Below are 24910 nucleotides of genomic sequence, written 5' to 3' on the forward strand. Positions count from 1 at the left end.
CTCTCGCCGGGTGTTTATTCGCTTAAAAAGAGATACGGTTTTTCACTGTGTGGGTGCTGCTCCACCCGCACATCCGCCTGATACCATTTTTCGATGATCGATTTCTGAATAACCGTCTGCGGCGTGCCCTGCGCCACCAGTTTTCCCTGATGTAAGAGCAAAATCCGGTCTGCCCACAGCGCCGCCAGGTTCAGGTCGTGAAGCACCGTACAAACGTGCAGTTTTCCGCGCCGGGTCAGGCTTTTCATCAGGCGCAGTAGCTGCTGCTGATGGTAGAGATCTAACGCTGAGGTAGGCTCATCAAGAAACAGCCAACCCTGCGGGCCATCATCCTGCCAGAGCTGCGCCAGACTGCGTGCCAGTTGAACGCGCTGCTGCTCGCCGCCGGAGAGCGTGCTATAGCGGCGACCCGCCAGTTCGCAACAACCGGTCAGCGCCATCACGCTGCGCACAATCTCACTTTCTTTGCCCGGTCCCCAGGGCGCACGCCCCATGGCGATAATCCCCTCAACCGGCCAGTCAAACTGCATCCGGGTTTGTTGCAGCATCACCGCCCGGTGGCGGGAGAGCACCTCGGGCGGCCAGTCGTGTAGCGGGCGGCCATCCAGACAACACAGCCCCTCTTTGGCCTTTAAAAACCCGGTCAGCAGGCGCAGCAGTGTCGATTTCCCCGCGCCATTAGGGCCAATCAGCGCCACCAGTTCCCCTGCTTCGAGGGTGACGGAGACATCGTTAATCAACTGGCGCGCGCCCACCCAGAGGTTGAGGTGCTCAGCCGTTAAACACTTAACCATGGGTCGCCCTCCTCTGACGGAAGATAAGCCACAAGAACCAGGGCGCGCCCAGTACGCTGGTGAGTAGCCCCACAGGCATTTCCGCAGGCGCCACCACGGTGCGCGCAATCGTATCGGCAATCAGCAACAGTATCGCCCCGGCCAGCACCGAACCCGGCACCAGCGCCCGATGGTCCGCCCCCAGCCACAGGCGCATCAGGTGCGGCACCACCAGGCCAATAAAGCTGATAATGCCGCTGATGGCAGCGCTGGCCGCCACCAGCAGTGCGCTACACAGCAGCAACAACCGCTGCAGCATGGGCACGTTCACGCCGAGGTAATGCGCTTCTTCATCGCCCAGTTGCAGCAGGTTGAGCTGCCCGGCCACGCGCCAGACCACGACGGCAGAGGGCACCATCAGCGTAGCGGCGACGGCAAGCGTTGACCACTGCGCCTGCCCAAGCCCACCCATCCCCCACAAAGAGAGCTGGCGCAACTGGGCATCATTACTGATCCACGACAGCACACCCACCAGCGCGCCGCACAGGGCGTTAATGGCAATCCCTACCAGTAACAGTCGTGAGAGCGAACTGTCTCGGGTTTTGCTGAGGATGAAAATCACCATCATCACCCCGACGCTACCGAGAAACGCCGCCAGCATCGGGGCATACAGGGCCACCAGAGCAGGCACCGTCAACGGCAGCACCAGCCAGCAGGCTACCGCCAGCGCCGCACCACTGCTGACACCCAGCAAGCCTGGGTCCGCCAGTGGATTACGAAACAGCCCCTGCATCACGCAGCCGGAAAGCGCCAGCGATGCGCCTACAACCAGCGCCAGCAGCACGCGCGGCAAACGGATAGTCAGCCAAATCTGGCGCAACGCTTCATCACCGCTGTGCCAGAGGCTGGCAACCGGGAGCTGCATCGCCCCCACCGTGCTGGCCATCAGCGTTAGCCCGGCCAGCAGCACCGTCAGCCCCCAGAGATAGCGGGTCACAGGGCGCATTACGGCAGTTGCTCCGCTTTGTCACGCAGCACTTTCAGCGCCTGTGGGGTGCGAACGCCAAAACCGAGCAGCGCGATATCGTCCACGATCAGCAGTTGCTTACTGCGCCCGGCAGGTGTTTGTGCAAGACCGGGCAGTTTCCACAGATTCTCTTCGCCGCCCATGCTTTTGACGCCGTCGGCGGAAATCACCACCAGGTCCGGTTTGCTGGCAATCACCCCTTCTTGCGAGAGGTTGCGATAGTGGCTAAAGCCCTGCATCGCATTGATTAAACCCGCGGCGCGAATCGCCCCGTCGGCAGCGGTCTCCTGCCCTGCGACCATCGACCCCATCCCGCCGTGGCTGAGGATAAACAGCACGCGTTTGTTAAGCGGTTGCGTCGGCAACGCGGCGATTTCGGCATCCAGTTTTTTGCGCAGTTCGGTCCCTTGTGCGGTTTTCCCGATGGCGGCGGCGACAGCGTCCACTTTCTTATCAATGGCCGCCACGTCATAACCGCCCGGAACGTTGACCAGCTTCACGTTGTTCTCTTCCACTTTTTTCAGCACCAGCGAGGGCTGCGCCTGGGCGCTTGCCAGTACAAGGGTCGGGCGCAGCGAGAGGATGCCTTCGGCATTCAACTGGCGCACATAGCCCACGTCGGGAAGCTTTTGCACCTCGCCAGGCCAGGTGCTGGTGCTGTCGCGCGCGACCATCTGCGGCCCCGCCCCCAGCGCCCAGGCAATTTCGCTGACATCGCCGCCAAGCGTAATAATCCGTTCGGCGGCGGCGCTGGCCATCAGCGGCAGTGCCGCCAGCAGCAGGACGAGTTTTTTCATGCCGCTTTTCCTTTCTCTGCCAGCGCGTCAATCTGTGAGCGCCACTGGCTCTGTTCCGGCTGGCCTTCGCTGCGCTGGCCGTACAACTGGGCGATCTGCGTGCCATCGGCGGCAAACAGCTCAAGACTGGTGACATACCCGTCGGCGGTCGGCTTGCGGGTGATCCAACTTTCGGCAATGGTCTCCTCGCGCAGATGCAGGGTGAAGGCCGGGTTGAAAATGTTGAGCCAGCCTTTCATCGGCGTCACCTTTTCCAGCGCGCCGGTAAAGATCTGCACGCAGCCACGGTTGCCCACGAAAATCATGATTTCGTTACCCTCCCGCAGCACGGTATTGAGCAGTTGCGACAGCGCATCGTTACCCACCCGCATAGCGAGATCATCCCTGACCAGCCGAAAGGCCTGCTGGCGGGAAATATTGTGTTGTTTCAACAGGCCAAAGAACTGATGCACATCGGTCATTGCGCGCCAGGCTTTATCCAGCGCCGCGCCGTCGGCATCCTGCGCGTAGCCAGGTGCGTCGATGGGTTGCAGCGTTAACGGCTGTACTTGCGGGGCGCTAAAGCGGGCAACCACCTCACCCCACGCAGCGCGATCGGTCTGTTCCGTGGCGTACACCTTGAGCACCGCGTCCCCCTGATGATCAAAGAACTGTATGCTCTGGCGTTCACCGTGCGCACTTGCTTCACGCACAAAAAAGGCGCTGGCCCACTGGCTAATAAACAGGCGCAAATCCAGCGCCCGTGGGTTCAGTACCAGACCGGCACGCTCACTGATATGCAGGTTGGTAAAACTGCCCAGATGTTCATGAACCGCATAGTCATTGCGACAAATGCACTTCGTTTCCCCTACCAACTCAAGTGCGCTCAGGATCTCGCGTGCGTCATTGATCAGCGCGGTGGCGTCATGTCCTGTGCGGGCGTGCGTGAGTTCCGCTTCGCTTACCCCCAGTTCGCTGGCAATGTCGCGCGCGTATTTGCCCGGCGTCGCGGTTTTGATCTCCTGATACTGCTGCCAGAGTGCGGCGTAATCTTGCGATGAATGGGTCATAGGTGTGCTTCCTTTATGAGATTAAACCTCCGGCGCACAGGCCGGAGGGCAGGTTAAATGGAACAAAAATCAGAAATCGACGTTCACGCCCAGTTGCCATGTACGGCCAGGCATGACGGCCAGCGCTTTGTCGTAAGCATCCTGATTGGTGGTCTCCTCCTGGGTACGGCTGTTCAGGTAATCCCAGTATTTGCGATCGGTGATGTTATAAACGCCGCCGTGCAGTTTGACGTTCTTCGCCACCTGCCAGTACGCGGTCCAGTCCAGCAGGCCGTAGCCCGGCACGCGCATGTATTCGGCGCTGGATTCGCCAAGGGACGAACCGGTATTGCTGTAGGATTCACGGGTGGTCGCGGTGGCCTGCTTGCCTTTGACGAAGGTGGCGGTCAGCGCGGTGCCATACCGTTTTGCCGGGTCATCCCAGGCCACGCCTGCAATGGCTTTCATCGGTGCGACGCTATCAAGGTCGATGTATTTGTCGCCCATATAGCTCGATTTCGACTGGCCCTGCGTATAGCCATACGCCAGGGTCGCGCTCAGGCCATTAACCTCTTCAAACCAGGTGCCGAAGTTAAATTTAGTGCTGATTTCACCGCCATAGATAAAGGCTTTATCGCGGTTTTCCGCCTGATAAATGGTGTAAATGTTGGACGGCACGCGGGTGAACTTGTCCGGGTTGCCGGTACGGGTGTAACGCGTATAGGCGATAAAGTTCTTATAACTGTTGTAGAACAGCGCGGTGCGCAGGGTAATGCCTTCCGTCACCTCGCCTTTCATCCCCCATTCGAGATTATCGCTGGTTTCGGTTTTAAGGTCGGTATTACCCACCAGCGCATACTGCCCGCGCCCTGCATAGTTTGAGCCCAGATTCCAGGAGCCGTACAACTGGCTGGCGTTGGGGAATTCCGCCCCGCGTTTGTATTGCAGGTAGGTCATCAGGCGCGGCGTCAGATCGTACTGGAAGGTCAGCGACGGCAGCCACTGGGTGTCTGAGTTTTTGCCATACAGCGTGGACACGTCGGATTCATCCAGCACCGTGCTGTTGCTGGTCAGACTGGCGAGGTTGTCCGGCTTCATTGACTGATGCACAACGCGCACGCCGGGGATAATCGCAAAGTTACGATCGGCAAGGTCGAAATTAATCTGATCCTGGGCGAACGCCCCCAGCGTGTAGCCCCGGCTATCGGCTTCCGGCTGCATAATCTCGCTAAACACACTCGGTATTGGCGACTGGCTGAACGGACGCTGTGTTTTGCTGGTGCTGGCGTTGAAACCGGCGCTTAAATCGTGGCGCCCGAGGGTTGTCGTCAGCACGTTGGTGATGCCCCAGGTATCGGTATCATAGTTTGAATTTACCGTCTCCATCGACAGCGTGGTGCTGTCCGGCATGTATGTCCAGTCGTGGGCTTCCGTATGCTGGTAGTAAACTTTGGTGGACATGCTGTCCAGCCAGGCATTCACTGGCGTCCAGTCATCTTTCAGGCTGACACCCCAGCGACGCGTCTGGCTGGTCTGGTTGGCGTTGCCGATAATGGAACTGCCTGCGCTGTTCCACGCATCGTAATGGGTGTGGTTGGTCTTGTGGTAGTAATCCAGCGTACCGGTAAATTTATGCGCCTCATTCGGCTGCCAGATACCGGAAGCCAGCATCGCATCGGAGTGCCAGTTGGCCGGGTAGGCGTCAATTGTGCCGCTGTTATTACGGGTCTGCTGACCGTCACGACGGCTGTAAACAAAGATGCCGCGCAGGGTTTCATCGCCGCCCGCCGCCGTCAGGCCGTTGTGCCAGCTACGATCCGCTGAATCATAATCCGACTGGTAACCAAAGTAGGTCTGCTTACCCGCGTGCAGGTAATTGTCTGCCGATTTCGGCTGGAACGAGACGTTGCCGCCGATAGAAGTATTGGCGGTTTCGGTGGAGGTGGCGCCAGACTGAATATCAATCCCACCGTACATATAAGGGTCGATATAATCGCGACCAATACCAAAGGTATTCAGGCCGGAGCGGCTGACATAACTGCGCCCGGTGGCATCGGGTTGCGCAATACCGTCAACGTCGATACCGACACGGTTACTTTCCAGGCCGCGAATGTTGTATCCGGTATAGCCACCACGGTCAAAGCCGCTTTTGCCATTGCCGGAACCCCCGCTTGCGCCGGTGGCGCTAATAAGCGGCTCGTAGCGCATGATTGAACCAAAGTCGTTGGCGCCTTTGTTTTGCAGATCCTCTGCACTTACCGTATGGCTGCTGCCCGCTTTCAGTACCGGCGCAGGTGCGGTAACAACCATCTCCTCGGCATTGTCCTGCCGGGTATCGGTTGCGGTGGTCTGTTTTACGTGAGCATCAGCCGCCACGGCGGAGGTCTGATACAGTGCTGCGAGCAGTGAAGTCACCAGAACGCTCTTGCGAAACGGTGTCCGGGAAAGTTGCGATGTACCCATAATGTTGCAAGCCTTAGAATTTATTAGTATCAGGCCCACCGTTGCTTCCAGTCTTTTTATTGAGCGCGTGCTGTCAGCACAAGACACACTGCACCACTCTTTATCTTGATCGGAATCATAATGATAACCATTATCAGTTGCAACAACTTCGCAATTTCTTCACGCTTTGCGCATTCTTTTGTCTACACTAAGCCAACGTTTACACTTGCTGGTTAACATGATTATGCAAAACAAACCCGCCATCACCTTACAGTACTGCTCCCAGTGCAACTGGATGCTGCGCGCCAGTTGGATGGCGCAGGAACTGCTTCACAGCTTTAGTGCCGACTTAGCTTCCGTCACCCTGGTACCGGGTACGGGCGGTATTTTTGTCATTGATATCGACGGAAAGGTTATCTGGGACCGTAAAGTGGATGGCGGTTTTCCGGATGCCGCAGAGCTAAAACGCCGCGTGCGAGATTACTGCTTCCCGGAAAAAGATCTCGGGCATCTGGAAAAGAAAAGCGACTAGCCAACATAAAATGTGCGAGCAGTTTATATTTGTTGCTCGCGCATAATCGAATAATTGTCAGACAAACAGCGCCCCGCCACCTTAATATCCCTGATCATCATTGCTATTTCACTTCCCAAAACTACCGCTGCCAATAATTCTGCACAGAGTAAATATTTATTTACCGGCTTTAATGCAACATCTTGATTCAAAATACATTATTCTATTTAAGTGATCCACTTCATATTGTTTAGCGTTCTCTATTAAGCCGTTTCCGATGCCCGATATGATGCGAAAAATAAACCCAATGGAGATCACAATGAATAAAGATGAATCAATCAAGGATATCGGTTTATTTACCGACGCAGATACCGAGTGCATGAAATCATTTTCACACCTTGCAGAAATGATCGCAGGCCTGATAGGTCCACACTGCGAAGTGGTGCTGCATTCATTTGAAGATCACAACGCGTCGGTGAATAAAATTATTAATGGCCACCACACCGGCAGAACGATCGGCTCGCCCATTACCGATATGGGACTCAAAACGCTGCAATTGTTTAACAAGACCGGCATCAATAATACGCTGAGCTATTTTACGCGAAATAAAAAAGGCGAGTTGTTTAAATCAGCGACATCGGTGCTCTTTGGCGAAGAAGGCAAAGCGATTGGGCTATTTTGCGTCAATATCAATCTCTCTGTTCCCTTTCACCAGATGCTCGAAACTCTGATCCCGGACGGTGAGGAACCCATGCCTTTTACCGAACATTTCGGTGCCAGCCCGCATGAGGTTGTGATGGAAGCGGCAGACAACGTTATCGCCAGCGTACAAAGAGACGTCATGATAACCAGCAAATTCAAAAACAAAGCGGTGGTTAACCAACTGTATAATAATGGCATTTTTGAGCTAAAAGACGCTGTGAAGATTGTCGCCGCCCGTCTTGGCATCACCCGCTACGCCATCTACAAATATCTGCGTGAACGTAAGTCCCGCCAGGCTTAATACCTTTCTTTGCGCGGCCATCATGGCTGCGCCCGGTTCATTTTTCCCTTCACTCCCGCTGCCAGTACCCGTGTACTTTGTGAACGGAAAACCAGGCGCCCCACTCTTTACGGTTCATTTAATTAACTGAAAAACAATGCTTTTACATCACAACACACTCTACCCGTAAAGTAATATTGACGATAATAAGTGGTCTTTATGAAATGAATGAAAGCGAAAACGGGATTTATTTCTCAATTTCGCTTCGCTGGTTCACATTTCAAAACAGCGACAAAAAAACGTCGTTCACCGAATGTTCCAGAATAAACGGGTTTATTGTGCTCTTTTTTATGTCATCATGACTTATCACTCACGCAATGAATTGAAAATACAATATATTTTATTATTACCGTGAACTTTATCACCCGTTTTACATTATTTAAAAAAGCGCCAAAATCGAATTACCCTCCCGCTATTCCCTTTGCCATCTCTTTATCGCATGATGCGTTTGCCAAATGATTCCCGGGAAAGGGAAAGGACAATAAGACGCCTCCAGAATTAACTGGAGGAATTCGATTCGCTATAACTTTTTAAATTAAAGAACTCACTGGAGATATAAAATGATCTATCCGGCAGAACCATTCCGTATTAAAAGTGTTGAAACCGTCTCAATGATTCCCCGTGACGAGCGTCTTAAAAAAATGGAAGAAGCAGGACTGAATACCTTCTTATTGAACTCCAAAGATGTGTATATCGATCTGCTGACGGATAGCGGCACCAACGCCATGAGCGACAAACAGTGGGCGGGCATGATGATGGGTGATGAAGCCTACGCAGGCAGCGTCAACTTCTATCACCTTGAAGCCACCGTACGTGAGTTGTTCGGCTTTAAACATATTGTGCCTACCCACCAGGGACGTGGCGCGGAAAACCTGTTATCACAACTGGCAATAAAACCGGGACAGTATGTGGCGGGCAATATGTACTTCACCACTACCCGTTATCATCAGGAAAAAAATGGCGCCTCCTTTGTTGATATCGTGCGTGATGAAGCGCATGACGCCACGCTGAACGTTCCGTTTAAAGGCAATATCGACCTGAATAAACTGCAAAAATTGATCGATGAAAAAGGGGCCAAAAATATTGCCTATATCTGCCTGGCGGTGACCGTTAACCTGGCTGGTGGGCAGCCGGTTTCAATGGAGAACATGCGTGCGGTGCGTGAGCTTACCAGCGCACATGGCATCAAGGTTTATTACGATGCAACGCGCTGCGTGGAAAATGCCTATTACATCAAAGAGCAGGAAAAAGGCTTTGAGAATAAGAGCATTAAAGAGATCGTGCATGAGATGTTCAGCTATGCCGATGGCTGCACCATGAGCGGTAAAAAAGACTGTCTGGTGAATATCGGCGGCTTCCTGTGCATGAACGATGACGACCTGTTCTCTCAGGCGCGTGAGCTGGTGGTGGTTTACGAAGGGATGCCCTCTTACGGCGGCCTGGCCGGACGCGACATGGAAGCCATGGCGATTGGCCTGCGTGAAGCCATGCAGTTTGAATACATCGAGCACCGTATTAAGCAGGTACGCTATCTCGGTGACAAACTGAAAGCGGCGGGCGTGCCGATTGTTGAACCCGTTGGCGGCCACGCGGTATTCCTGGATGCCCGCCGTTTCTGCCCGCATTTGAGCCAGGAACAGTTCCCGGCGCAGAGCCTGGCGGCCAGTATTTACGTGGAAACCGGGGTGCGCAGCATGGAGCGCGGTATTATCTCCGCCGGGCGTAATAAAGAAACTGGCGAGCACCATAAACCGAAACTGGAAACTGTACGCCTGACCATTCCGCGCCGCGTATACACCTATGCGCATATGGATGTCGTCGCCGATGGGATTATTCAGTTATATAAACACAAAGAGGATATTCGCGGGTTACGGTTCACTTACGAACCTAAACAGTTGCGTTTCTTTACCGCACGCTTTGAATACATTTAATGTGTTTTCCTGCCCCATGACCTGATGGGGCAGTTTTGTTTCTCGCCGATAAAAAATGATGTTCAAACTTATATAACGCTACCCTGACTATTCGCGTTGCTGCCAATGCGTGTGCAATCTGAATAACGACGGGTAGGATACTTATTCAGGAATATCTATTATGGCCCTCTCTTTATCTGAACCGATTCGTGACGCCGGGCTGACCAGCGGCGCCATGCTTGTTATTGCCACCGTGGTGGGTGGCGGTATGTTTTCACTGCCTATCGCGATGGCGGGCGTCTGGTTTCCGGGTGCCACCCTGATCCTTATCGCTATTTCACTGATGATGCTGATGACCGGATTAATGCTGGTTGAGGTGAATCTGCATTTTGATGTCGGTGCCAGCTTTAATACATTTACCCTGGAACTGCTCGGCAAACGCTGGAATTTCGTGGTCGGCCTCGCCTTCGGTTTTGTTTTATATATTCTGACCTACGCCTATATTTCTGGTTCATCGGCGGTATTATCGAACACCATCGCCAAATACAGCGGGATGCACTTACCTTCCCCTGTGTCGATTATTCTGGTTAGTGTGATTGTCAGCCTGATTGCATGGTACAGCTCGCTGCTGGTGGGCCGCATCACCACCGTTCTGATCTTCGGTAAATTTATCGCTTTTTTCGCCACTTTTTCCGGCATGATCGGCACGATTAACGTTGATAATCTGTTCGATACCGCCAGCGTCGCCTTGCCGCAAACCCGCTATTTGCCCTATGTGTTAATGACACTGCCGTTTTGTATTATCTCTTTCGGTTTTCATGGCAATGTGCCAAGCCTGGTGAAGCTCTACGGTAAAGAGAATATTCACCACATTAAAAATTCCATCATCGTCGGAACGTTATTTGCGCTGATTCTCTATATCTTCTGGCTGGCGGTGACCATGGGCAATATCAGTCGTGCTGACTTCTCGCCGATCATCGCCAAAGGCGGCAATATTGATGTGTTTGTTGAGGCGATTGGCGGGATTTTTACCAGCCGCTATATGGAATTGATTTTGACCTTCTTCGGTAACTTTGCCGTTGCCAGTTCGCTACTGGCTGCCACGCTCGGGCTGTTTGATTACATCGCCGACCTGTTCCATTTTGCCAATAACGGCATCGGGCGCTGCAAAACGGCTATTGTGACCTACCTGCCCCCGGCGGCGGTGTGCCTGTTCTTCCCCAACGGCTTTGTCCACGCCATCGGCTATGCCGGGCTGGCGTTTACCATCTGGAGCGTGATCCTGCCACCTTTCCTGGTCAAAAGCGCCCGCCAGCGCTTCGCCACAGCCGCTTACCGTGCGCCCTGCAATAATGCCGTGCTCAACACCGTTATCGTCTGCGGCGGGATTGTCTATTTAACCGTTATTCTGGAAGTTTTTGGCCTGCTTCCCGTTTTTCACTGACGGGCGGTAGCATGGAGGATGGCGATGTTTCTGACACTGCTCCAGTATCAGCAGCCGGTGTTTTGCCGGTTTACGTTGCTGCGTGTTGTGGTGACACTTTTACGCAGCGTGGGGCTACGTAGAAAAACACGCTGCCAGTGAGCAGGGCCTGCATTGCAGGCCCCGGTGGTAAAACGCTTTGCTGTGCTCGAATCCCCGCTTAACCCGGCTCGACGGTTTGGCGGGGATTACGCCTGGCTCCTGGCTGCGGTGCTGGCGCGAACAATATTACGCCCGGAACGCTTAGCCTCGTAGAGTGCGTCATCCGCCGCCTGAATTAAGCTGCCATAGTCTGTATGCACGCGTTGGTTGAGGCTGGCAACACCTACGCTGACGCTCACGATGTCGCCCGGCGAACCAGAATGCGGCAGCCCCAGCGCCTGAACACTCGCACGTAATCTTTCCGCCACGACGACGGCATCAGCCGAGCGCGTTTCCGGCAATAGCGCACAAAACTCTTCCCCGCCGTAACGGAAAAGCATGTCATAGGGGCGCAACAGTGAACCTCGCATAGCCGCCGCTATCTGTTGCAGGCACAGATCGCCCTGCTGATGACCGTAACGATCGTTGTAGCGCTTGAAGTAATCCACATCAATCAACAACAGCGCCAGTGGTTTGTTATTACGCTTACTGGCACGCCACTCTTTCTCAATGCACAGATCGAAATAGCGACGGTTACCCACCGCCGTCAGTCCGTCGGATAACGATTGTGAGAGCAGCACATGTGCCTGTTCGCGTAACAGCGACTCCCGGCGAACGGCCATGCTGACATCGACAATTTGAATAAGGCAGTAACGCTCCACATCGCCCAGCGGGACGATAGTGATTGCCTGGCTTAAACGCTCACCGGGCTGTGCGGGTTCCGCAAACAGCGGGAAAGGCGAACGATGCAGCGATTGCGACAACAGAGCCGGTAAGTTGTGGCATATCGCTTGTTTAATCGCTACGCCAACCCGGTGGTTACGCAAATCCGGAAAAACCGCGAAAAAATCCTGACCTTTGGCTGCGCTTGCCGCACGACCTGTATGTGCTTCTAACCACGCGTTCCACAACGTAATCTTGTAGTTCGCATCAACAACAATCACGCCCAGACTCAGGGCGGAAAATGCATCCAGTAGCAGCTTGTCATTCATGGTTATCAGAGCCCGTCGGAAGCAAAACCAGATTCAACGCGTTCAATATAGAGGCTGATTTGTTCGCGCAAATCACGCAACGCCGACATGTCCAGGATAAAAGCCAGATACCCTTCAATTTCCTGACGTTCCAGCGAAAAATCGATGCGCAACATCAGCACCGATGGGTCGCTGGGGTCGTGCGACGGGTTCAGGATCTGCTCACTGGTCCCCACACGAAACACGGGCAATGAACCCTGTAACTCTTTTTGAAACATATTCGCCAGCGTGCCCACGCAGGCATTGAGCACAATGTTGCCGATTTCGCTCATCGCTTCGCGCTCCATCTCACCCAGTTCATGGGCAGGGATGAGATCCCCTACCATCATGCGGACGATTTCAAAGCTGGCGGTCTCCGGAAACATCAGAATAGCTTCGGTGGCGTAAGCCCCTTTGTATTGCTGGCTGATGCCACACAATGAGAGACCGGCCCCGAGCTCATCGGCCGCTTCCGAACGGGTGGTAATGCGCACCGACGGGACAGACATGCGGACTTCTTCATTAACGATGTCACTCATCGCGGCAGCCGCGTGACCCACACCGATATTGAAGATCTCCATCAGGCTGTCTGCTTCGATTTCGCTCATATCCGTCAAATCGATCATCAGTTCGACTCCAGGTTTTGCAGCATGGCGCGAATTTGCGGTTCTTTAATCGGTTTGGATAAAAAGCCCAGACCAAGCTGGTCGGCCTGCGCCTGCACGGAGTTCTGCACGTTAGCCGTCAGCAGTACGATGTGCATATCCGGGTGCGTCTCACGCAGGATAGCCGCCGCCGCAAGACCGCCCATTCCTGGCATATTGACATCCAACAGGATCAGATACGGTTTTTTGATGGCCGCCATCTCAATAGCCTGCTCGCCCGTCATCGCCTCTTCAATCTGCCACTCAGGGTGCTGGCTGAGCACATACTGCTTTGAGATCATGCGTGACAACCGGCTGTCATCCACGATGAGAATATGTCTGGACATAATTTTACTTTCTCTTTTATTTATTCAACTGGCATAAAAATCACCCGACTAGCTGTGTCGGTCTTTGCACGCAGTACCGCTCATTCTCACCCTGATTGCGCAATATTTCCGTTAGGTAACACTATTCATCGGCAACAATGACGAATTAATTAGTGCCAGATTGTAAGAAGTTGCATATTGCGTGCAGCTTAGTCTGCTAATTGATGTTTTATTCGCCACAACGCCATTTTAGTGCGAAAACAGGCGGGCAATGCGCAGAAAAAAGAGGCATATGTGCAAGGCGGCCATACATTACGCAGGGTACCTCGCCGTTAAAAAGAGAAAAGCGGAGCATGGCTGCCCCGCTTTTCCCCGATGTTGACGCAATAAACGCGGTATTAGTAGAAGCCCATCGCCTTACCGCTGTAGCTCACCAGCAAGTTTTTAATCTGTTGATAGTGGCTCAGCGCGAGTTTATGGGTCTCACGCCCTACGCCGGAGTTTTTATAGCCACCAAATGCCGCATGGGCCGGATAGAGATGGTAGCAGTTGGTCCACACGCGACCGGCTTTAATGTTGCGCCCCATGCGCCATGCACGATTAATATCCAGCGTCCACAGCCCGGCCCCCAGTCCATATTCCGTGTCGTTCGCGATACGCAGCGCTTCCGCTTCATCTTTAAAGGTGGTGATCCCGATAACCGGCCCGAAGATCTCCTCCTGGAAGCAGCGCATATGGTTCTCGCCTTTGATCAATGTCGGCTGAATATAGAAACCGTTTTGCAGATGGTTATCGTGCGCAACGTGCGCGCCGCCGGTGATGATTTCGCCCCCTTCTTCTCTGGCGATATTGATATAAGAGAGGATCTTGTCGTACTGCTCGCGGGAGGCCTGCGCGCCGATCATGGTGTCGGTGTCAAAGGGGTCGCCTTTGCGGATGTTTTCCATACGCGCCACGACTTTTTCAACAAACTGCGGGTAGATAGATTCTTGTACCAGCACGCGTGACGGACAGGTACAGACTTCGCCCTGGTTAAAGAAGCCCAGCACCACCCCTTCGATGGCTTTATCGATATACTCTTCGTCGCCATTGAGCACATCTTCAAAGTAGATATTTGGCGATTTACCGCCCAGTTCGACGGTGCTCGGAATGATGTTGTCTGCAGCACAAGAGAGGATGTGGCGGCCAATCGGCGTTGATCCGGTAAAGGCGATTTTTTCAATACGCTTGCTGCGCGCCAGCGGTTCACCCGCTTCGGTACCGTAGCCGTGCACCACGTTCAGCACCCCTTTCGGCAGCAAATCACCAATTAACTCCATCAGCACGCAAATGCCGAGCGGGGTCTGTTCTGCCGGTTTCAGTACGATACAGTTACCTGCCGCCAGCGCCGGCGCCAGTTTCCAGGCGGCCATCAATAGTGGAAAGTTCCACGGGATAATCTGACCGACCACTCCCAGCGGTTCATAAATGTGGTAGGCGACGGTATTGCTGTCAATTTCTGCTGCGGTCCCTTCCTGTGCGCGGATACAGCCCGCAAAGTAGCGGAAGTGATCCACCGCCAGCGGCAAGTCGGCATTCAGGGTTTCGCGGATCGGTTTACCGTTATCCCAGGTTTCCGTCAGTGCCAGCAGCTCCAGATTCTGCTCAATGCGATCGGCGATCGCCAGCAGCACGTTGGAACGATCCTGCGCGCTGGTTTTGCCCCACGCGTCTGCGGCGGCATGGGCGGCGTCGAGCGCCTTTTCAATGTCTGCGGCACCTGAACGCGGGAACTCAGCAATCACTTCCCCGGTCACCGGCGTGGTGTTGGTAAACCAGCGCCCTTCTACAGGATCGACAAATTCACCGCCAATGTAGTTGCCATAACGTTTTTTAAAGGAGACTTTAGCGCCAGTCTGGCCAGGGTGAATGTATTTCATAAGATGTTCCTCTATTTTTATGGGTACAGGTGAGGCGTCGCGCCCTGTGCGGACATCTCTTCATAAGCAGCTCTTATGCCAAAACCTGCGCCGAACAGAGAAAATCTTGTATCTTTTTCTAAAACAGCAGGTTACGAAATTAAAATTTTTATCATTGCTGTCTGACAGGAGAAAAAAATCGCACCGCCCTTCGCGAACTGTGTCGTCCATCGCTACACGCGGGACACTTTTATGCTACACAATTGTAACATCTCAGTTCTCCGGAGTGTGCCATGCCGCATCGCGTACCGTCTTTTACTCTCGCCCCGCAGACCACCGGGCTTCCCTGCCAACTGGAAGACTCCTGGCAGCGTAGCCTCAATTACGGGCTTCACCGCGACGACGACACCCAGCCGTGGGTGGCCAGGTCGATGCTGAAAGACGCGCGGGCGGAAAATGCCTGGATAAGCCAGTTAGTTGCGCCGCTTCTTGCCAGGCTGCAACCGGAATTGTCCAGCCATCCGTCTATTATGGTGATGTCGGATGCCACCGGCCTGGTACTGGAAACCCACGGCAATGCCGATTTCCTGCATAAAGCGCAGCGTTATGCGCTGGCGCCGGGCAATTTGTGGGGTGAACATGCACGGGGAACCAACGCCATTGGCACCGCGCTGGCTATGCAGCGCCACTGCGAGGTCTCCGGCGGTGAGCACTACCTTAACCGCAATGCCGGGCTGTTCTGTTCCGCTTCACCGGTGTTCCGCCCGGACGGCACCGTGGCCGGCGTACTGGACATCTCCACCCCGGCGCAACTGCCGAAACACGATGCGGCCGCCCTGATTCGCCGGGCAGTCTGCCAGATTGAGCATGCGTGGGCCGCCAGCACCGTCAGTGCCGATCGCTGGTTGCTGAGCCTGCACAGTGACGCCAGCGTGCTGGGAAGCGCTCAGGAGCTGCTGCTGATTTTTGAGCAGAACATGTTGCTGGGAGCAAATAAGCTGGCGATAGACGAGTTCTGTCTCACACCGGGACACTTTGGTGCGACAGCGATCGAGACACTGTTTCCAGGCATTACTCTTAATGCGGGTGAAACCACCCTGGAAGCCAGCAATCGTCAGCGTTATTACGCCCGCCAGACCACACCCACGCGCCGCTATATGGGTCGTGGCGTCGCCCGCACGCCGGTTACGGTTGACCCGGAAAAAGAGAAAGCGCTGCGGATTATCAATGCCGGGATTGCCCTGTGTATCACCGGCGAGACAGGAAGCGGTAAAGAGCATTGCGCCCGCGAGTTACACAGCCGCAGCCAGTGGCGGGAGGGTAATTTTGTCGCCATTAACTGCGCGGCCCTGCCCGAGAATCTGATTGAATCGGAGCTGTTTGGCTATGCCCCAGGCGCATTTACCGGGGCCAACCCGAAAGGTTATAGCGGGAAATTCCGCGAAGCCCACGGCGGCGTTCTGTTTCTTGATGAAATCGGCGATATGCCACCGGGTCTGCAAACCCGGTTGCTTAGGGTATTGCAGGAGAAAAAAGTGACGCCGCTCGGCTCAAATACTGCCTACAGCGTCAATTTTGCGCTGATCTGCGCCACCCATCAGGATCTTACCGCGCTGGTGGCCGCAGGGGCATTTCGTGAAGACCTGCTGTACCGCATTCAGGAGTTTCATCTGCGCATCCCGCCGCTGCGCGAATGGCCCGACACTCGCCAGTTTATCCAAAAATTGTGGCAGGAGCTGGGCGCCAGCGCGCGTGATATTACCCTTAGCGAAGAGGCTATCCACGCCCTTGCCGCCCGCCCCTGGCCGGGCAATGTGCGTCAGTTGTTAAGCCAGTTGCGGGTATTACTGGCGCTGGCGGATGATCATTCGGTGGTCCGGCTGGCGGATCTGCCCGGCGATCCCACTCCCGCCCCGGCGCCCGTTATGCTGTCTGCCCCTGCCGATGAGCAAATCGCCATCCGTGAGGCCCAGGGCAATATGAGCCTGGCGGCAAAAAAACTGGGAATTTCACGCAGTACGCTTTACCGGCGACTGGAAAAACGCCAGAGCGTCGGCAGCGTCTGAATTGCGCTTACAGGGGGGCCCTTGCTCAGAACAGAGATTGGCTTTCCCTGCCTGTCGGGTTATTAGAGAGGATGAATCGGTGAGCCCTGATGTGAATTGATACCTCAGGGCTCACCGTTGTGCTTAGCGTAGCGGTATCCGGTGGTGATAAACGAAAATCGTCATGTCGGCGTAGAGCAGCGTCTCGTCAGGTTTGCCCAACTGCGCCCTCACCGCCTCCAGGCGCGGATGGGGCGCCGTTTCCGTTTCGACTGCGGGGATCGCCACAAACTGGCGCTCCGGCGAAGTTTGCACGTAAGCATCGGTTAACCACGATCTCAGCGTCTGAGGGCGCGTGTTATCAAACTGAATATGGAAATCGGTTTGATCAAACATTACCGGGGAAATATGGATTTCACCAAACGATAGCCAGTTAACGTTGTTAGATAATTTCCAGTAATCCCCGTAACCGAAAGTCAGATTATTCTTTTTCAGGAAGGAGATGTAGTCGTACGTCTGGTTTTCCTGGTCGTACAACGGCTTAGTAGTAACCTGATAAGAATAGAGAGAAGAGGCAATATAAAGCGGGAATACCAGCGCAATCACGGCCTTTTTCGTAAATGAAAAAGCCAGAACGACCATCACAATAGCAAAACAGACCGCGCTGACAAAAAAGCGGGCGCTGATATCAGCGGGGGCATCGTAGCTGATAATAAATGAGGAAATAATGCCGGAGACGGTAAAGAAGCTGAACAGTGAGACAAAAATCGCCTCAGTGCCTTTCCTTAAACAAATAATAACGGCGCACAGGAACAGGGCCATCCAGATAACAAAAGAGGCGATATAGGCCAGCGGCGTGTGAACAAAAAAGAGGTTCAGGCTCTTTCCTAAAAGCTGAACGACCCACGCGGCATTATCCGGCCATTGCGCCACTGGCATCAGTTTAAAACGCTGAATCGGCAAGCCCATCAGTCTTTGCAGAGCGTGGGACATGCTGAGAATAAAACTCACACCCAATATGATACTGAACTTCTTAGGAAGAAGGCGCCGCCAGCTAAAATAGCCACAGGTCAGCAGTAACGGGAGAAAATACGTGGCCAAAAACCACGGGTCAGAAATAGAGGCAAAAAGCGCAATAAAGGTCGTCAGCCAGAGTACAGGTTGGGATTTTTTCTGGATATTGAAGAACGCCAGCGCAAAGACCAGTACCCCAAAGAAATTGGTAGAGTAATGCGAAAAAGGATGTGCAGCGAAACCAAAGGTGTAAACGTAAGCCGGGAGCAGAATCAGGCAAATAGCCGCAAGCAGTGCATGCCAGGCTTTCGACATCGTATAAACGACCGATGCCAGAATAAAAGCGCTTAACCCCACAAATGCTGACGTAGACAGAACCAGCGGGTGAATGCCGTCGCTCCCCATCAGCGCAAAAAAGAGGAAATTGACGGGATAGGTGGTGAAATACCAGTTATCCGGCGTGGGTGCCCAGTCTTTAAAAGCGGAAAACCCCTCGGTAAGAAACGCCCGCCAGACCAGAGGACTATTGGCAGAGTCCGGGTCCAGGGAAAAATAACGCATTGTCAAAAAGTAAGAACCACCAAGTGCAATAATTAACAACAACAGAAAGAATCCGACTTCTTTCAGGCTAAACTTAAACATTACTTATCCTTTTTCGCGCCTTTTACAATATAGCGAGGCCTTTTTTTGGTCTCGATATAAATCCGACCAATATACTCACCCAAAACCCCAATACCAATGAGTTGCACACCCCCCAGGAACAGGATCGATACAAGTAACGACGGATAACCGGCCACCGCATTTCCCCATATCAGCTTATCGATAATCATCCATGTCCCATAAAGGAATGAGAGCGCGGCGACCAAAAAGCCAAGATAGGTCCAGACCCTGAGCGGTAAGGTAGAAAAGCTGGTAAAACCTTCCAGCGCCAGGTTCCATAATTTCCAGCCGTTAAATTTCGACTCTCCGCGAACCCGTTTTGAGCGGGTATACTCGACCACCGCTACCTCGCCCTCAACCCAACTCAATAAGCCCTTCATGAACAAATTGCGTTCCTGTAGCAGCTTGATATTTTCGACCGTTTCACGTGACAACAGACGAAAATCCCCTACGTTCTCTTCAATTTTCGGTGAACTTATTTTGTTGTGAATCCGGTAAAACCAGCCGGCAGTTTTTCGTTTGAAATGGCTGTCACTGCTTCTGTCGCTACGCTTGGCAAGGACCACGGACCAGCCTTCCTGCCATTTATTAATAAGCTCAGGAATAACCTCTAACGGGTCCTGAAGATCCACATCAATTGGGATAACCGCATCCCCCGTGGCATATTCGAGCCCTGCCAGCAATGCGGGTTCCTTACCAAAGTTACGGATAAAGTTAATCGCGTTAACGCCAGGATCTGCCTTCGCAAGCGCATTGATAATCTGCTCCGTGGCATCTGTACTGCCATCATTAATAAAGACAATTTCAAGATCGTATTCAGAAAGCGTCTCTTTCGCCGCCTGATAGAAAACAGGAATGGCGTCTTCTTCGTTAAAGACGGGAACAACCAAAGAAATCTTCACTTTTTCACCCTGAAGACAATGAATCTGGAGTAGATAAAACCGAAAACCAGACTGATAGCAGAAAACGCTACGAGTGTAATCACGGGGTTAATATGCGCGCGATCGGCCAGTTTACCGACGCCCGCCGCCATAGCCCCCATAAAAATGACATACAACACGTAGCGAATGGTCGTCGCCTGGGCTTTGAATGTCCAGCGGGCGTTGACGAAAAATGAAAACGTCACGGCGACACAAAAGGCAGCAAGATTGGCTATCGTCTGGCTGGCGCCTGCAAAGAACAGAATGGCGAACACCAGCCAGTGGAGAAGCGTATTGATCACGCCAACGGAGGTGTATCGGACGAACAGTTTTAGCATAAGAATAGCCAGGGTTACCCTGGGCCAGGTCAGGTCGCTGTTTGGGCAGGGATTTTAGCAGTTGCCGCCATAGAGTGAAAGCCAGGATCAGGTAGCACGCAGTATGACGAGGCGAGGAAATTCGTCGGGGATGGATGGTTTTGTGGGGTATCGAGGGTTCACAAAATGCTGCACTGTGTTATTCGCGATGGTCGATCATAACAGCGCTTAGATACGCCGGATTAATTTCAAGAGTCCCTCACAGATTTGCCGCTTACCTACATCTTTCAAACAAATGTAAATCCAAGCTTAAACCGGTATTTCTTTTAAAAAGCGCTTTTTTTTAATAAGTTATAAACTTACAAACATTTACACAAAACCGTTTTCACACAATTTTTGTGTGTGTAATAGTCAGCGGGCACAAGATGCTGAAGCCAAACAAGAGGGATTTTATGTTAAGCATCAGAGGATTAACTTTTTTTGAAATAGCTCAGGTGAGTGGTGGTGGCAATGCGGCTGTATCAAACATTGGTGCGACCTGTGATTTCGATTCTCATTCCAGCTCACGCTCAGGTGTGCCGTTTAGGTGATGAGCAAAATGAATTTTAATTTAACTGACTCGCTTACTTATCTGGCAAAAATCATTCTGGTTTTGCTGTTGAGTTACACTGTTTATAATCAGCTTAATAATGGATTGCAATGCAGTAACAGTCACAACATTGCAAATATACTAATTTATATGTGCCTGGTTAGCGGTATTATTTCGGTATCAAATACAGTAATTAATACAGTAGCAATGCTATTCAACAAAAAATCGATCAAAGCACCTCCTCAGTAACAGACTCACCATAACATACGAAAAGCGCCCATATCATACGGACAAGCTCCCGCCCCCTGATAGTCCTTTATCTGCGCCGGGCCACTCTAAGGCAGAACCCGCCACATAAACAGCAAAACCCGCATTACCACGTACTACTCACAACATTCCAGCTTTTATCGCAAAGGCGACGGGTTGAAAGAGGCGGGATTTGAGACCGGGCGCAGCGTAACCGTGAAGATCTCACAGGGGTGCATTATGCTGATGATGAACTGTAACGAGGTACAGGAGTTGCGCGAGCAGCTTTATCAGGCTAAAGAGGGGGTGAAAGAAATGAAAGGCGGAAAATCGGGCGTAATATGTGATATATAAAAAAAAGGCAGCAAAGTGCTTGAGATATTTCCAGGCGTTTATTTAATGTAGGATTATTTTTCCTTTATATGGTACATATCTTTATCACTCTATATATAATACTTATATTTATCAAAGTTAATCTCTACGATAGCTAACAGGGGAAGTAACCTTCCCCTGATGATCACATATTGGTCAGAACATTGTCGACAAGCTCAAATCCGGAAACCCCCATCGTTGTGTAATTAGGATATTCAGCAACAGACAACCTTCTGATTTCCTCCTCACCATCATATAAACCACCTGCATAATTAAATATTTTTAATTGTTTTTTGTCTTCTGTGAGATCAGCGTTAGCGATAATTTTCCAAAGGCCTTTAGTAATATTTTGATTACCAGTAAAAATAACTTTCATCTCTTTGCCAAACTTTTCAAAAGATAATGGTGTTAGTGCACCGCTATCTCTAACTTTTTTGGTATTCTGTATTGATAAAATACAGAACCCTATCGCTTGTTTGAACTTTTGCTTTGGAGCAAAGACAATCTGACAAAGCGCATATTTGCCATTACTCATAGGAATGACAAAAATGTCGCCCTCTTTATATTTTACTGTCATAAACAATTACCTTTCAGAATTGATAACGCATCTTTAGATACTTTCCCACCCAATCACTGCTATGACCCGCAATGTCATATGCACTAGCGTTTGGGTTATTAGGTCTAAATGATCTAATTTTATTGAAGAGATTTATTAAGGAATTCGTTGATTTAGCTCTACCATTAAGATTCATAATCCTTTGTTGTAACTATTTAGCCTCCGCTTTGGTGCATCACCACGTCCTGCATAGATAATATTCTTTCCATCCTGTTGCATATACAACCCTGTCCATTTATAGGATCATAATGTTTGCCTGTACCTCCAGCCTGGTTGGTTAAACCAGGGTATTGCTGGCCCAGTATCAGCATGGATAGAAACGAGAACTTCATTGACTTTATATGGTTTATTCAGCGTATCCAATGGTAATGTACGTCTCTCAAAATACAAGAACTGTGCGAGCAGCTTTACCAGGCTAAAGAGTGGGTTAAGGACGTGCTTGGTTAGTGAATTTAAGAGGAATTAAATAATAAAAAACCGGGAAGATTTGATTTTCCGCCCGGCTATTCAAGTCATGAGGGCTTTATTTCTGAAAATATTTTTTCAATTTCCTTTACGTATTTTTTAGGGCCAGGGATCTGAATTTTCGTTACATACTCAAGTAAATCACCTGGTCTTCTCGATAATAAATAACATTCAATCAGATGACCGACAGGGAAATTTACCTGAGGCGCCAAATTGATAATATTATCCTTACCGCCATCTGGTTCAGTATATGTTTCTTGTTTTTTCAATATATAACGTATTGTTTTAAACCTGTGATTTTCAATTAGCCATTTTATATCATCTAAAGTCAACGATGCATAATTTAAAGAATCTAGCTCTATTTTTAGAATAACATCATGTACTATTGATACTCGATCTATTTTAACTGGCATTTCCTTATCTAAATCATCAAGATAATTCAAATAAAAATCTGACTGCATAAATTCAGTTAGTTTCATTTTAAAATCCTTTATAGTTTCCAATACCTTGTAATATTTCAAGTAACTCACTACCCGGATATCTATAGGGATCCTTAGCGGCATGCTCCCGGGGCGTAACTTTCTCGAGGTTATATGGAATATCCACATGCTAACCATCGCATTGAGGCCAATGACGATGGTTCAACTCCAATGACACATTTCTTACCCTTTCTTTTCGATTTTTAAAGTGAAATTCTCTAACTCTTATTTTTGGAGCTAACCCAAAACGCATTCTTAACATATTCACTGATGAATACATGCCCTTTGGCGCAGCTTCAGCTTCTGCTTTCCAGTAATCTCGTCTGGCTGAACTCCAGCATTTAAGACCAAGCGGGTCGACCCAGCTTAACGGGTTAGGCGCATAAGCATATGTATTCAGTCCCCTCGCCAGCGCTATCGGACCAGGTTATGTAAATTTTCCATACTCCGGGTCATAGTATCTGCGGAAGATATAATGCAGTCTCGCCTCATAACTAAAATCTTCCATTGAGAATGCAAATGCAGAATTATCCGCCAACTAAATTCATTTGCAGTTCATTAGCCAACTCAACTATGTCTTTATCTTGACTACGCATTCCTAATTTTATATGTGCATTTAATAATGCATTATTTTTTATAACGTACAAAAGTTCACCAATATCTTTATATAAATAATAGTCTAAATCTTTTTTATAAAAATCAGATATGATATTCCCGACTAACTCATTCCGAGTTAACAGCCATCCACGTGAAATTATAATATTTCTCGACAATTTCTTTTCTTCATCATTGCCATTGATCGATGTATTTATAAGTTTCTCGATAAACAAATCAGACAAAGAAAAATCAAGCAGGCCATCTTTTATTAATTTCAAAGATACTCTTCTATGTTCACTATCGGGTGAACACAGCATAAACATTAAATCAGGATCATATTCAAGAATTAAGGAACGGACAAGATAATAGTATTGATTTAGAGCGGTTTCCTGTAACTCATATTTCGACCATGTAATTCCATTATGCTGGACTAACTCAATAAAATTACGTGTTTCTTCATTATAAAAACCTTCAATAGCAATAAATTTTTTATTAAATCTTCCATATTTTACCACCATACTCCCATGGTAATGAATTAAAGAAATCATTGAACTCATCTGGCGTCATATCTCTAGTAGGATACACTGTTGAGTGTCCAGGAGACATATACCCTCCCGGCATATCACGCCCATCGTGTTTAATACCTAACCCACCAGGCATTTTCACATCTTCACGTAAAGTATGATAATGTCCCTGTAAACCAGATTCTTCAGGTGTTCTGGTCACTGATTTACCTTGAGGTCTAGCCTTACCTGCTTGTGAAGGAAGCAAGCCATGCTTATTGGGTGCCAAATTTCGCTCACGAATACCTTTTGGCCCGCTCTTATTTCCAAATGCACAAAGCCGTTGTAACCCCCAGGGATCCACCCAACTCAACGCATTCGGCGCATACCGGTAAAGGTTTATCCCCCGGCCAGCCCTGTTAGGTCATCGGAACAATCTCATCTCCAACACTAATCGTACCGTCAATCTGCACCATAATCTGCTAAAACGCCCGAATCATACAGACATGCTACCGCTCCCGATACTCCTTCGCACCATTCAAAGCCCAAAGACAGAGTTTCCAAAGCACAGCTTCGCTATAAGGGCCGGGAAGAGTTAATTTCTTTCCCAGCTTTCTATTATTACTTATCTTTCACAAAATTAACTATCTATTTTTCATACTGATAATCTTCATATTCCCATGAAAAATAGCGTTGTAATACAAGACAAGATTCATCCCAATTTTCTCTTGTACATTTTTTTAAAATATTTTCGATTACCTTTCTAAGTAAATAATAATCAAAATAATCAATTACAATAACTCTATTATCTGTTATAAGAAAATTCCTTGAACGCTTTCTCAAGGCTTCTGGGGTGGCAATTTTCACATAGAAATAGTTGCTTCCTTTTTCACCATCATTCATCCCAATGCATAAATCAACAGCTGCATATGTATCTTCAAGAGAAGCAGGCTCCCACTCACTAAGCGGATCGAACATTGTTGAAGACATATCGTATAAGATAAGTTGAGGTTTATTCTTTTTCACGGCCGAAAATCCTCCACTTCTAAGTGAAC

Annotated in this window: 24 protein-coding genes; 6 read left to right on the plus strand and 18 right to left on the minus strand. The window is 50.6% G+C overall.

All coding sequences use genetic code 11. The annotated features are described in order from the left end of the window. Positions 1-14 precede the first annotated feature (14 nt). From MRY16398_RS16960 to MRY16398_RS16980, 5 genes are all read right to left on the minus strand, one after another. A complete protein-coding gene (locus MRY16398_RS16960; RefSeq protein WP_125124866.1) occupies positions 15-794 on the minus strand; it encodes a heme ABC transporter ATP-binding protein in 780 nt (259 codons plus the stop codon). Then, positions 787-1779 (minus strand): FecCD family ABC transporter permease, encoded by a 993-nt coding sequence (locus MRY16398_RS16965; protein ID WP_125124867.1) that lies wholly within the window; start codon positions 1777-1779, stop codon positions 787-789. The genes MRY16398_RS16960 and MRY16398_RS16965 overlap by 8 nt, the downstream gene beginning before the upstream one ends. Then, the gene (locus tag MRY16398_RS16970) at positions 1779-2597 is read right to left on the minus strand and encodes a heme/hemin ABC transporter substrate-binding protein (RefSeq protein WP_079496672.1); all 819 of its coding nucleotides are present in this window, start codon (positions 2595-2597) and stop codon (positions 1779-1781) included. The genes MRY16398_RS16965 and MRY16398_RS16970 overlap by 1 nt, the downstream gene beginning before the upstream one ends. Next, positions 2594-3646 (minus strand): hemin-degrading factor, encoded by a 1053-nt coding sequence (locus tag MRY16398_RS16975; protein ID WP_125124868.1) that lies wholly within the window; start codon positions 3644-3646, stop codon positions 2594-2596. Before MRY16398_RS16975 ends, MRY16398_RS16970 begins: the two co-directional genes overlap by 4 nt. 69 nt (positions 3647-3715) lie before the next feature. Then, positions 3716-6088, minus strand: a complete 2373-nt coding sequence (locus MRY16398_RS16980; protein WP_125124869.1) for a TonB-dependent receptor domain-containing protein — start codon at positions 6086-6088, stop codon at positions 3716-3718. A 223-nt stretch (positions 6089-6311) separates the two neighbouring features. Between MRY16398_RS16980 and MRY16398_RS16985 the strand changes: the two genes are divergently transcribed. The 4 genes from MRY16398_RS16985 (at position 6312) to MRY16398_RS17000 (ending at position 10974) form a co-directional block, all read left to right on the plus strand. Next, entirely contained in the window at positions 6312-6599 is a 288-nt protein-coding gene (locus MRY16398_RS16985; protein ID WP_039079459.1) for an Rdx family protein, read from the plus strand. A 298-nt stretch (positions 6600-6897) separates the two neighbouring features. Beyond that, entirely contained in the window at positions 6898-7581 is a 684-nt protein-coding gene (locus tag MRY16398_RS16990; RefSeq protein WP_103245675.1) for a helix-turn-helix transcriptional regulator, read from the plus strand. Positions 7582-8180: 599 nt separating this feature from the next. Then, positions 8181-9551 carry a tyrosine phenol-lyase gene (locus MRY16398_RS16995; protein ID WP_107224555.1) on the plus strand — a complete coding sequence of 457 codons (1371 nt, stop codon included), beginning with the start codon at positions 8181-8183 and terminating at the stop codon, positions 9549-9551. Between the two features lie 160 nt (positions 9552-9711). After that, entirely contained in the window at positions 9712-10974 is a 1263-nt protein-coding gene (locus MRY16398_RS17000) for an aromatic amino acid transporter (protein WP_125124870.1), read from the plus strand. A gap of 227 nt (positions 10975-11201) precedes the next feature. On the opposite strand, the gene MRY16398_RS17005 is transcribed toward MRY16398_RS17000, so the two are convergent. The 4 genes from MRY16398_RS17005 to exaC all read right to left on the minus strand — a co-directional run bounded on the left by MRY16398_RS17005 (position 11202) and on the right by exaC (position 15053). After that, positions 11202-12146, minus strand: a complete 945-nt coding sequence (locus MRY16398_RS17005) for a diguanylate cyclase (RefSeq protein ID WP_039079418.1) — start codon at positions 12144-12146, stop codon at positions 11202-11204. Positions 12147-12151: 5 nt separating this feature from the next. Continuing rightward, positions 12152-12790, minus strand: coding sequence for a chemotaxis protein CheC (locus MRY16398_RS17010; protein WP_039079419.1), 639 nt, complete (start codon positions 12788-12790; stop codon positions 12152-12154). Continuing rightward, positions 12790-13155: a response regulator gene (locus tag MRY16398_RS17015; protein WP_223878705.1), complete on the minus strand. Its 366-nt coding sequence runs from the start codon at positions 13153-13155 to the stop codon at positions 12790-12792. The genes MRY16398_RS17010 and MRY16398_RS17015 overlap by 1 nt, the downstream gene beginning before the upstream one ends. Positions 13156-13532: 377 nt before the next feature. Further along, positions 13533-15053 (minus strand): acetaldehyde dehydrogenase ExaC, encoded by a 1521-nt coding sequence (gene exaC, locus MRY16398_RS17020; RefSeq protein ID WP_039079421.1) that lies wholly within the window; start codon positions 15051-15053, stop codon positions 13533-13535. 272 nt (positions 15054-15325) lie between these two features. Between exaC and MRY16398_RS17025 the strand changes: the two genes are divergently transcribed. Then, positions 15326-17098 (plus strand): sigma-54-dependent Fis family transcriptional regulator, encoded by a 1773-nt coding sequence (locus MRY16398_RS17025; protein ID WP_125124871.1) that lies wholly within the window; start codon positions 15326-15328, stop codon positions 17096-17098. A 123-nt stretch (positions 17099-17221) separates the two neighbouring features. Here MRY16398_RS17025 and MRY16398_RS17030 read toward each other — a convergent pair whose 3' ends face one another. The 3 genes from MRY16398_RS17030 to MRY16398_RS17040 are packed head-to-tail and all read right to left on the minus strand — an operon-like array spanning position 17222 to position 20009. Further along, positions 17222-18733 carry a hypothetical protein gene (locus MRY16398_RS17030; protein ID WP_125124872.1) on the minus strand — a complete coding sequence of 504 codons (1512 nt, stop codon included), beginning with the start codon at positions 18731-18733 and terminating at the stop codon, positions 17222-17224. Next, a complete protein-coding gene (locus MRY16398_RS17035; protein ID WP_039079423.1) occupies positions 18733-19653 on the minus strand; it encodes a glycosyltransferase family 2 protein in 921 nt (306 codons plus the stop codon). The genes MRY16398_RS17030 and MRY16398_RS17035 overlap by 1 nt, the downstream gene beginning before the upstream one ends. Then, positions 19650-20009 carry a GtrA family protein gene (locus MRY16398_RS17040; protein ID WP_172600665.1) on the minus strand — a complete coding sequence of 120 codons (360 nt, stop codon included), beginning with the start codon at positions 20007-20009 and terminating at the stop codon, positions 19650-19652. Before MRY16398_RS17040 ends, MRY16398_RS17035 begins: the two co-directional genes overlap by 4 nt. A 922-nt stretch (positions 20010-20931) precedes the next feature. Here MRY16398_RS17040 and MRY16398_RS17045 point away from each other — a divergent pair. After that, complete coding sequence (locus MRY16398_RS17045) at positions 20932-21177, plus strand: SymE family type I addiction module toxin (protein WP_172600710.1); 246 nt, start codon at positions 20932-20934, stop codon at positions 21175-21177. Positions 21178-21340: 163 nt separating this feature from the next. Here MRY16398_RS17045 and MRY16398_RS17050 read toward each other — a convergent pair whose 3' ends face one another. The 6 genes from MRY16398_RS17050 to MRY16398_RS17080 all read right to left on the minus strand — a co-directional run bounded on the left by MRY16398_RS17050 (position 21341) and on the right by MRY16398_RS17080 (position 24881). Continuing rightward, a complete protein-coding gene (locus tag MRY16398_RS17050) occupies positions 21341-21772 on the minus strand; it encodes an immunity 26/phosphotriesterase HocA family protein (RefSeq protein WP_125124875.1) in 432 nt (143 codons plus the stop codon). Positions 21773-22054: 282 nt separating this feature from the next. After that, positions 22055-22201, minus strand: coding sequence for a glycohydrolase toxin TNT-related protein (locus MRY16398_RS31285; RefSeq protein WP_223878706.1), 147 nt, complete (start codon positions 22199-22201; stop codon positions 22055-22057). Between the two features lie 122 nt (positions 22202-22323). Next, positions 22324-22755 carry a hypothetical protein gene (locus MRY16398_RS30650; RefSeq protein ID WP_172600667.1) on the minus strand — a complete coding sequence of 144 codons (432 nt, stop codon included), beginning with the start codon at positions 22753-22755 and terminating at the stop codon, positions 22324-22326. 527 nt (positions 22756-23282) lie between these two features. Further along, on the minus strand, positions 23283-23900 hold the full coding sequence (locus MRY16398_RS17070; protein WP_232034344.1) for a hypothetical protein: 618 nt from the start codon (positions 23898-23900) through the stop codon (positions 23283-23285). After that, entirely contained in the window at positions 23845-24144 is a 300-nt protein-coding gene (locus MRY16398_RS30655) for a hypothetical protein (protein WP_172600668.1), read from the minus strand. The genes MRY16398_RS17070 and MRY16398_RS30655 overlap by 56 nt, the downstream gene beginning before the upstream one ends. Positions 24145-24503: 359 nt before the next feature. Next, complete coding sequence (locus MRY16398_RS17080) at positions 24504-24881, minus strand: Imm8 family immunity protein (RefSeq protein WP_223878707.1); 378 nt, start codon at positions 24879-24881, stop codon at positions 24504-24506. Positions 24882-24910 lie beyond the last annotated feature (29 nt).

This window comes from Phytobacter sp. MRY16-398, assembly GCF_003925915.1.
Lineage (GTDB): Bacteria > Pseudomonadota > Gammaproteobacteria > Enterobacterales > Enterobacteriaceae > Phytobacter > Phytobacter diazotrophicus.